This is a genomic window from Amycolatopsis sp. NPDC003731 (assembly GCF_053586895.1).
In genome coordinates, this window is the sequence record NZ_JBSFNC010000119.1 from 18,789 (window position 1) to 27,883 (window position 9,095).

General features: G+C 71.9%; 8 protein-coding genes. 5 read left to right on the forward strand and 3 right to left on the reverse strand.

Features of this window, described 5'->3' with window-relative positions; all coding sequences use genetic code 11:
- On the forward strand, positions 1 to 444 hold the full coding sequence (locus ACWDN5_RS35035; protein WP_310976629.1) for an SRPBCC family protein: 444 nt from the start codon (positions 1 to 3) through the stop codon (positions 442 to 444).
- A 126-nt stretch (positions 445 to 570) separates the two neighbouring features.
- Here ACWDN5_RS35035 and ACWDN5_RS35040 read toward each other — a convergent pair whose 3' ends face one another.
- Positions 571 to 1,986 (reverse strand): DHA2 family efflux MFS transporter permease subunit, encoded by a 1,416-nt coding sequence (locus ACWDN5_RS35040; RefSeq protein ID WP_449679299.1) that lies wholly within the window; start codon positions 1,984 to 1,986, stop codon positions 571 to 573.
- Between the two features lie 104 nt (positions 1,987 to 2,090).
- On the opposite strand from ACWDN5_RS35040, the gene ACWDN5_RS35045 reads away from it, so the two are divergent.
- Entirely contained in the window at positions 2,091 to 2,489 is a 399-nt protein-coding gene (locus ACWDN5_RS35045) for a winged helix-turn-helix transcriptional regulator (RefSeq protein WP_310976626.1), read from the forward strand.
- 98 nt (positions 2,490 to 2,587) lie between these two features.
- On the opposite strand, the gene ACWDN5_RS35050 is transcribed toward ACWDN5_RS35045, so the two are convergent.
- Positions 2,588 to 3,934: a cation:dicarboxylate symporter family transporter gene (locus tag ACWDN5_RS35050; RefSeq protein ID WP_310976624.1), complete on the reverse strand. Its 1,347-nt coding sequence runs from the start codon at positions 3,932 to 3,934 to the stop codon at positions 2,588 to 2,590.
- Between the two features lie 144 nt (positions 3,935 to 4,078).
- Here ACWDN5_RS35050 and ACWDN5_RS35055 point away from each other — a divergent pair, with 144 nt between their 5' ends.
- Both ACWDN5_RS35055 and ACWDN5_RS35060 read left to right on the forward strand, forming a co-directional pair.
- Positions 4,079 to 5,665 carry an ATP-binding protein gene (locus ACWDN5_RS35055; RefSeq protein WP_449679300.1) on the forward strand — a complete coding sequence of 529 codons (1,587 nt, stop codon included), beginning with the start codon at positions 4,079 to 4,081 and terminating at the stop codon, positions 5,663 to 5,665.
- On the forward strand, positions 5,662 to 6,330 hold the full coding sequence (locus ACWDN5_RS35060; RefSeq protein WP_310976622.1) for a response regulator: 669 nt from the start codon (positions 5,662 to 5,664) through the stop codon (positions 6,328 to 6,330). The genes ACWDN5_RS35055 and ACWDN5_RS35060 overlap by 4 nt, the downstream gene beginning before the upstream one ends.
- Position 6,331: 1 nt before the next feature.
- Here the strand turns inward: ACWDN5_RS35060 and ACWDN5_RS35065 are convergent, their stop codons facing one another.
- A complete protein-coding gene (locus tag ACWDN5_RS35065; RefSeq protein ID WP_449679301.1) occupies positions 6,332 to 6,973 on the reverse strand; it encodes a hypothetical protein in 642 nt (213 codons plus the stop codon).
- Between the two features lie 63 nt (positions 6,974 to 7,036).
- Between ACWDN5_RS35065 and ACWDN5_RS35070 the strand changes: the two genes are divergently transcribed.
- Positions 7,037 to 8,785, forward strand: a complete 1,749-nt coding sequence (locus ACWDN5_RS35070) for a M64 family metallopeptidase (RefSeq protein WP_449679302.1) — start codon at positions 7,037 to 7,039, stop codon at positions 8,783 to 8,785.
- Positions 8,786 to 9,095: the final 310 nt, after the last annotated feature.

The window sequence follows — 9,095 nt, forward strand, 5'->3', positions numbered from 1 at the left end:
GTGACGGGCGCGCGCTACCGGTTCCGCAGCACGTGGCTGCTGCCGGGAACCGTGCCCGGGCGGGTGTTCGGCGTGGTCACCGACCTCGCCGGCTACCCGAGGTGGTGGTCGGACGTCCGCGCGGTGCGCCGCGTGGACGACGACACCGCCGAGCTGGTTTGCCGGTCCCGGCTGCCGTTCCGGATCGTCGTCCGGATGCACCGGGACCACCAGGACGAGCGCACGGGCCTGATGCGGGTCAGGCTCAGTGGCGACCTCGACGGGACCCTGACGGGAGCGGTCCGCGCGGCGGGCGCGGGCACGCTGCTGGAAATCACCCAGGACGTTCAGGCCCGGAAGGAGTTGCTGCGGCGCTTCGACACGGTGGCCCGGCCGCTCTTCCGCGCGAACCACGCGCTGATGATGCGGCGGGGCCACCGTGGGCTTTCGGCCTACCTCGCGTGATTTAAGGGTCGACTCACGTGATTGAGAGGTCGACACGCGTGATTGAGAGGTCGACACGGAGAGGAAGCCGTGTCGACCCTTCAAACACGAGTGCCGACCCTCTGATCACGCGTGTCGACCCTGGGATCACGCCTGACCGGCGACGCAGACCTCCGGCTCGGGGGCGACCGGAGCCGCGGCTCGCCGGGCCAGGACCAGGCCGCCCAGCGCGACCGCCGCGATCAGGAAGCCCGCGCTGACCCCGTAGGCCAGCCGGAACCCGGCCGCCAGCGCCTCCCGGTGAGCCACTCCGCCCAGGCTCTGCGTGCGGGACGCGGCCACCGCCGCCAGCACCGCCGTGCCGACCGCCGCCCCCACCTGCTGGGTCGTGTTGATCAGCCCGGACGCCACGCCGGCGTCCTCCGCCGGGACGTCCGCCATCGCCAGGCCCATCAGCGCCGGGATGGCCGCGCCGGCGCCGAGGCCCATCAGCATCAGCGGCGGCAGGACGTCGGCGAAGTAGGAGCCCGACACCCGGGTGAGCAGCAGCAGGCCGGCGATCACCAGGCCCAGCCCGGCCAGCAGCACCGCCCGCGGACCGAACCGCGCGGCGAGCTTGTCCGCGAAGCCGAGCGACGCCACCGCGATCACCAGCGGCACCGGCAGGAACGCGACGCCGGTCCACAGCGCGTCGAGGCCCAGCACCTGCTGCAGGTACAACGCCGTGACGAACTGGAAGCCGAGCATCCCGGCGACCATCAGCACCATCACCACGTTCGCGCCGGTGACCGCGCGGATCCGGAACAGCCGCAGCGGCAACAGCGGCGTCCGCGCCTTGGCCTGGCGCACCGCGAAGGCCGCGAGCAGCACGACGGCCGCGGCCACGGCACCCCAGGATGACGCCGAAATGCCGTAGACGCCGAGCATCACCGCGGCGGTGACCAGGACGGCGCCGAGCACGTCCAGTCCGTTGCGCAGGCCGGTGCCACGGTCCGCCTCGACGACCCGGACGGCCAACAGCAGCGCGGCCACGCCGATCGGCAGGTTGACGTAGAACGTCCAGTGCCAGCTCAGCGCCTGCGTCAGGGCGCCACCCGCGATGAGCCCGATCGACGCGCCCGCCGCCTGCGTGAAGCTGTAGACGCCGATCGCCTTCGCCCGGGCGCGCGGCTCGGGGTACATCGTGACGATCATCCCGAGCACGACGGCCGACGCGAGCGCGCCGCCGACGCCCTGGGCGAACCGCGCCACGACCAGCACGCCCGCGTCGGTGGCGAGGCCGCCGGCCAGGGAGGCCAGCGTGAACAGGCTCAGCCCGCCGAGGAAGACGCGGCGGCGGCCGAGCAGGTCGCCGAGCCGTCCGGAGAGCAGGAGCAGGCCGCCGAAGGCGACCAGGTAGGCGGTGAAGACCCAGGACAGCCCGGCGGGCGTGAAGCCGAGGTCGGCCTGGATCGCCGGCAGCGCCACCGCGACGATGCTGCTGTCGAGCACGACCATCAGCGAGGCGGCGCAGAGCACCGCCAACGCGAGGCCGCGCGAGCGGGTGGGGTGGTTCTCGGCCATGTCAGGCCCCTCCAGTCGAGAGTTCCCCTGGTCATCGCCAGGGCACTTCTTGTAACAGTGCCCATCATGTGTGACCATGGTCGTCCGCGTAAGGAGGCACTTCCATGTCCCAGGGGAACATCGGTGTACCCCTCCAGGTCACCGAGATCGACCCGGAGAAACTCGACGTCTGCACGGTGCTGGAGGTCATCAACCGGATCAGCGGCAAGTGGGCGATCGGGATCCTGCTGGAAGCGATCCGCGGCCCGGTGCGGTTCACCGAGCTGGAACGCGCGGTCGAAGGCATCAGCCGCCGAATGCTGACGCTGACCCTGCGCAACCTCGAGCGCGACGGCCTCCTGGAGCGCACGATCTACCCGACCGTCCCGCCGCGCGTGGAGTACGAAGCCACGGCGATGGCGAAGGAGCTGTACCAGTCGCTGAACGGCCTGCTCGGCTGGGCGGAGCAGCACCGCGACGACATCGCGGCCGCCCGCGTCGCCTACGACGCGGCCGCCGGCTGAAGACGTGGAACGGGCCGCGGTGCGAGGTCGGGGAGACTCGCACCGCGGCCCGCGGTGGCTCGTGCTCAGCGGGGGCGTGAGCACGAACGTTCAGGGGGTCAGGCTTTCGCCGCACCGCCTTCGTCGGGGCCCGACCGTTCCTCGTCGATCAACGTCGCTTCGTCGAACGGCGCTGTCCCGGCGAACACCCGTTCCGCCTGGTCGCGGTCGAACTCCCTCGTCCAGTTTCCGATGAGGACGGTCGCGACGGCGTTGCCCGCGAAGTTCGTCAGCGCGCGGGCCTCGGACATGAACCGGTCGATGCCGAGGATGAACCCGACGCCGTTGACCAGTTCCGGCCGGTGCGACTGGAGGCCGCTGGCCAGGGTCGCGATGCCGGAACCGCTGACGCCGGCCGCGCCCTTCGAAGCGATGATCATGAACACCAGCAGGCCGATCTGCGCGCCGATCGACAGCGGCTCGTCCTGGGCCGCGGCGATGAACAGCGTCGCCATGGTCAGGTAGATGGCCGTGCCGTCCAGGTTGAACGAGTAGCCGGTGGGCACGGTGATGCCGACGACCGACTTGCCGACCCCCAGGTGCTCCATCTTCGCGATCAGCCGCGGCAGCGCCGACTCCGACGACGACGTCGACAGGATCAGCAGGAACTCGCGGCCGAGGTAGCGCAGCAGGTGCCAGATGTTCACCCGGGCACCGATCCACAGCACCAGGCCGAGGATGACGAACACGAACACCAGGCAGGTCGCGTAGAAGCCGATCATGATCACGGCGAGGCTCTTCAGCGCGGCCCAGCCGGTCGCGCCGACCACCGCGGCGATCGCGCCGAACGCACCGATCGGGGCGGCCCACATGATCATCGCCAGGACCCGGAACACCAGGCGCTGGATGTGCTCGACGCCGCGCAGGATCGGCGCGCCCTTCGAGCCCAGCTTCTGCAGCGCGAAGCCGACGAGCAGCGCGACGAGCAGCGTCTGCAGGACCTGGCCTTCGGTGAACGCGGAGACGAACGTCTTCGGGATGATGTGGAGCAGGAAGTCGACCGGGCCTTCCGAGCCGGTGGCGGACTTCTGGACGCTCTTCACGTCGGCGGGGTTGAGGTGCAGGCCCTCGCCCGGGTGCAGCAGGTTGCCGACGACCAGGCCGATGGCGAGCGCGAAGGTCGACATCACGATGAAGTAGACCAGCGCCATGATGCCGACCTTGCCGACCTTCGCCGCCTTGGCGACCGAGCCGACACCGATCACGATGGTGCAGAAGATGATCGGCGAGATCATCATCTTGATCAGGTTGACGAACCCGTCGCCGAGGGGCTTGAGGCCCTTGGCGAAACCGGGGAAGAGAAAGCCCACCAGGATCCCGAGCAGGACCGCGACGATCACGGCCAGGTACAGGTAGTGGGTCTTGTCGCGGCGGCGGGGTGCCGCTTCGGGGGTCGGTGTCGGCACCGTTGCCTCCAGCTAGGGGTGTTCAGGTTGCGGCACACTGTAGGCCCAGTTCGGTGATCCGGCTCACTTGTGTTCATTGAGTTCGTGTGATGATCGCACCGTCCCGTTCGGACACCGGCGCGCGCGGTGTGCTGGTATGAGGAGGTGCCCCCGACGTTGCGGTCCCATTGGAGCCTGGCGCGCCAGCTGCTCGTGCTGCAGCTGGTGGTCCTCTGCGTGCTGGCCGGCGCCGGGATCACCTTCGCCTGGATCGACGCGCAGCGCGCGGTGAACGAGAACGCGCGCGACCAGGTCCGCGCGGTCGCCATGACGGTCGCCGACGCGCCGACCGTCGCCGCCGCGGTGACGACGCCGGACCCGAGCGCGACGCTGCAGCCGTTCGCGCTGCTCGTGCAAACCCACACCCAGGTCGACTTCATCACGATCATGAGCCCGGCCGGGATCCGCTACACACACCCGAACCCGGCCCTGATCGGGCAGCACTACATCGGGAACATCGGCAAGGCGCAGCGGGGCGAGGACCTCACCGAGACCTACACCGGCTCGCTCGGCCCGTCGGTGCGCACGGTCGTTCCGGTGTTCGGCACCGGGCACCGGGTCGTCGCGCTGGTCGCGGTCGGGATCACCGTCGCGGCGATCTCGGCCGAGCTGCGCGAACGGCTCTGGCCGCTCTTCGGCGTGGGCGCCGCGGTGCTGGTGGTCGGCGCCCTCGGCGGCTGGCTGATCAGCGCCCGGCTGCGGCGCCAGACGCGGGGCGTCGCACCGGACGAGCTGAGCAACCTCTTCGAGTACCACGAAGCAGTCCTGCATTCCGTCCGCGAAGGCGTGCTGCTCGTCGGCCGCGACGGGCGGATCGGGCTCTGCAACGACGGCGCCCGCGCGCTCCTCGGCCTCGACACCGACCCGGTCGGCCGCGACCTGGCGACGCTGGGCCTGCCCGACGGGCTGGCCGAGGCGTTCACGTCGGCGGAGAACCGGGCCGAGGAACTGCACCTGACGGACTCGCGCGTACTGCTGGTCAGCACGACCGCCGTCCGCTCGGGCGGCCGCGCGCAGGGCACCGTCGTCGTCCTGCGCGACCACACCGAACTGCAGTCGCTGACCGGCGAGCTGACCACCGCGCGCGGCCTGGCCGAGGCGCTGCGGTCGCAGGCGCACGAGGCGGCGAACCGGTTGCACACGGTCGTTTCCCTGGTCGAGATCGGCAAACCCGAGCAGGCGGTCGAGTTCGCCACCGCCGAGCTCGCCTTCGCCCAGGAGCTGACCGACCGGGTCGTCGGTGCCGTCGCCGAGCCGGTGCTCGCCGCGCTGCTGCTGGGCAAGGCGGCCGAGGCGAGCGAGCGCGGGGTGGAGCTGACGGTCACGCCGGACACCGTCATCGACGACGTCTCGCTCGGCGTCGAAGCCCGCGACCTCGTGACCATCCTCGGCAACCTGATCGACAACGGCCTCGACGCGGCCGTGCGCGGCACCGGGCACCCGAAGGTCGTCGTCACCGCCCGCACCGGCGAAGACGGGCTGCTCCTGCGCGTCGCCGACTCCGGGCCCGGCGTCCCCGAGGACGCCGACGTGTTCCGGCGCGGGTGGTCGACGAAGGCCGAGGACGGCCACGGGCTCGGCCTCGCGCTCGTCGGGCAGGCGGTGCGCCGCTACGGCGGCACGGTCGAGGTCGGGCGCGACGGCGGCGCGGTGTTCACCGTGCGGCTGCCGCGGCAGGAGGCGGGCCGGTGATCCGCGTGCTGGTGGTGGAGGACGAGCCGGTCGCCGCGGAGGCCCACCGGGTGTACGTCGAGCGGCTCCCGGGGTTCGTGGTGGCGGGTGTGGTGCACTCCGGCGGCGAAGCGCTGCGGTTCTGCGAACGCGAGCCGGTCGACCTGGTGCTGCTGGACTTCTACCTGCCGGACACGCACGGCCTGGCGGTCTGCCGCTCGCTGCGCGCGGCCGGCCTGCCGATCGACGTCATCGCCGTGACGTCGGCCCGCGACCTCGGCCTGGTCAAGGCGGCGGTCTCGGTCGGCGTGGTGCAGTACCTGCTCAAGCCGTTCACCTTCGCGACCTTGCGCGAAAAGCTGGAGCGCTACGCGGAATTCCGCGACGCCTCCGGCGAGGTCACCGGCCAGGCGGAGATCGACCGGGCGCTCGGCGCGCTGCGCACGACCGAGCAGCCCCCGCTGCCGAAGGGCATGAGCGGCCAGACCCTGGAGGCGATCACCGACGCGCTTTCCGGCGCGGCGGAAGGACTTTCGGCGGGCGCGGCGGCCGCGGCGATCGGTGCCTCCCGGGTGACGGCCCGCAGGTACCTGGAGTACCTGGCGGACAACGGCCTGGCCCACCGCGAGCCGCACTACGGCCAGGTCGGGCGGCCGGAGGTCTGGTACCGGCTGACGCGGGTGTGAGCTAGAGCCGGTCGAGCAGGAGCTGGGCGAGCTTCGCGTAGACGTCGGTCCGGGTGGGGGACAGGTCCAGTTCCGCCAGCCGGGTCTGGCCGTGGCCCGCTTTCGCCACGAGCACCATGACCTCGTGTTCGTCCGGCCCGGTCAGGGCGCAGGTGCGCGCCGTGCCGTTCACGCCGGCGATCGGGACGGCGGGCTGGGCGCAGTCCTTGGTCCACTCCCGGACCAGCGCGTCGAACCGGCTGGTGCCCGGGACGACGTTGACGTAGAGCTGGTCCGCCTGCCGGGGGCCGCCCTGGTTGGCGTAGTCGCAGCGGTAGGTGGAGACGCCGGGCCGCTTGTCCGGTGCCGCTTCGACGGCGTAGAGGAAGGAAGCGTCCCCCGCCGCGGTGCTGATGTCGGCCGCCCCGAGGAACGGGCACGCCGAGGTGACCACGCCCGGCGACCGCGGCGGAGGCGGCTGCGGTGTCGTCGGCGGCCGTGAGCCCGGGCCCGGGCCGAGCGCGGGCGCGCCGGACGTCGGAACGGGCGTGGTGGCCGACGGCACCGGCTGCGTGGCCGGGCTCGCGACCGGTGGCGTACTCGAGCACGCCGTCAGCAGTGCCAGCGCACCGGCCGCCACCAGAATTCCCCCTCGATTCCCCATGGCGGGAGGATAGCCCGACTTCCGGCGGTTCCGGTGCCGAATCCACTGCGGTAGACCGGGACCATGCGAAAGTGGACCGGGTTCGTCGCAGCGCTGGTTTTCACGGCCGGGATCGCCGCCCCCGCGCAGGCCGCCGAGCCGGCGGCCACCGTCACCGAGGTCCAGGCCACCGGGCCGGTCGCGCAGCGGTTCAACCTCGTCGTCCTCGGGGACGGCTACACCGCCGCCGAGCAGCCGAAGTTCTTCGCCGACGTCGAACGGCACGTCAGCACCCTGTGGTCGCTCGAGCCGTTCAAGTCCTACCGCAGCTACTTCAACGTCTACGCCGTGTCGATCGCCTCTCCGGAGTCCGGTGTGGACTGTGACCCCGGGCTCGACGCACCCCGCCGGGACACCCCGCTGGACATGGGGTTCTGGGGCGGCTGCAACCCGCAGAGCGTGCAGCGGCTGCTGACCGTCGACGACGAGGCGGCCCAGCGGTACGCCGACCTCGTACCGGGCACGACCCGCGCGAACCGCCAGATCCTCGCGCTGGGCAACAGCACCACGTACGGCGGCGCGGGCGGCACCTACGCGACGGCGTCCGGCGGCAACGCGCTGTCCGCGCTGATCTCGCCGCACGAACTCGGCCATTCGCTCGGCGGCCTCGACGACGAGTACGACTACTACGCGCGCAACGTCCCGGGCGGCGCGTACGAGGGCGGCGAGCCGGACTCGGTGCACCACACCCTGCTGACCGAGCCGCAGATGCGCGCCCAGCACGCGAAGTGGTGGCGCTGGCTCGGCGAACCGAGCGAGTCCGGCGGCACGATCGGGCGCTTCGAGGGCGGGCTGTACACCCAGACCGGGGTGTGGCGGCCGAGCAGGCACTCGATGATGAAGACGCTCGGCTACGCGTTCGACCAGGTCGGCCGCGAGCGGATGACGCAGCGGATTTCGGCGAAGGTGCCGTTGCTGGCCGGCGGCACCCCGGCGGGCACGATCGGCGCCGACCGGGTGGTCTGGGTGCGGCCGATGCACCCGGTGAGCCACCGCCTCGACATCCGCTGGACCCTCGACGGCGTGGCATTGCCGGGCCGGGACGCGGTCGACCTGCGCCGCGCGCACGTACGGCCCGGCCGCCACGTGCTGATGGCAACGGTGACCGACCCGACACCGTTCGTCCGCGACCCGGCGGCCCGCCCGTCCGCGACACGCACGTGGACGGTCGACACGTCGGTGGTCACGCCGCCGGCGAGCGGCCCGGCGGTGGTGGCCTCGACCCCCGTGACCCGGCCGGTCGGCGGCCACGACGTGGTGTACGTCGAAACCGGCGAGCCGACGGGCGCGATCCCCTCGGTGGCCTGGATGCTGGACGGCCGCTTCGCCGGCACCGGCCCCGACCACGCACTCGACCTTTCCCGCGGCACGCACACCCTCACCGCGACGACCGGCGGCACGACGCTGAGCTGGACGGTGGACGCGGCCGGGCCGGCCACCACAGCGGAGTTCCCGCCGGGAGCGGAGTACCACGGCTCGTTCACGATGCGGCTCGCCTCGCCGGACGGAATGCCGGAGTTCCGCGTGGACGGCGACGGCTGGCACAAGTACTACGGCTGGCCGACAGACCCGGCGGCGCCGTACTCGTTCACGGCGCGCGGCACGGAGATCGACGGCCTGGCGTACGGAAACCTGGGCGAGGGCGGGTTGACGGTGTCCCCGTTCGCGGACCGCAAGCCGGGCTACGGCAAGCACCGCATCGAGTACCGTTCCATCGACGCGGCGGGCAACGTGGGCCCGACGAAGTCGGTCACGGTGACGCTGTTGCCGTGAGTTGTCCACACTCACTGGTGGCTGTGGAGAACACCGCCCGCTGACCGGCGCCCGGCGGGGTGTGTCGGTGACCGCCGATAGCCTGGACATGGGCACGCCCCCGGGGAGGGTGGGAGTTCCGGCGAAGTCGGTCGTTGCTGTGTGGTGGAAGCGGGCTTGCCGGTTGGTCTCTGCCCGGAGGTGCGGGTCGGTGCCCACCACCCCGAAGCCGCGATTGTCACTACGGCCGGTGGTACCGCGTCAAGGCGGGAAAGCGTGCCTTGACCCGGCACCACCGGCCGTGTTTTGGCTTCGGATCGGGGTGGCGGGG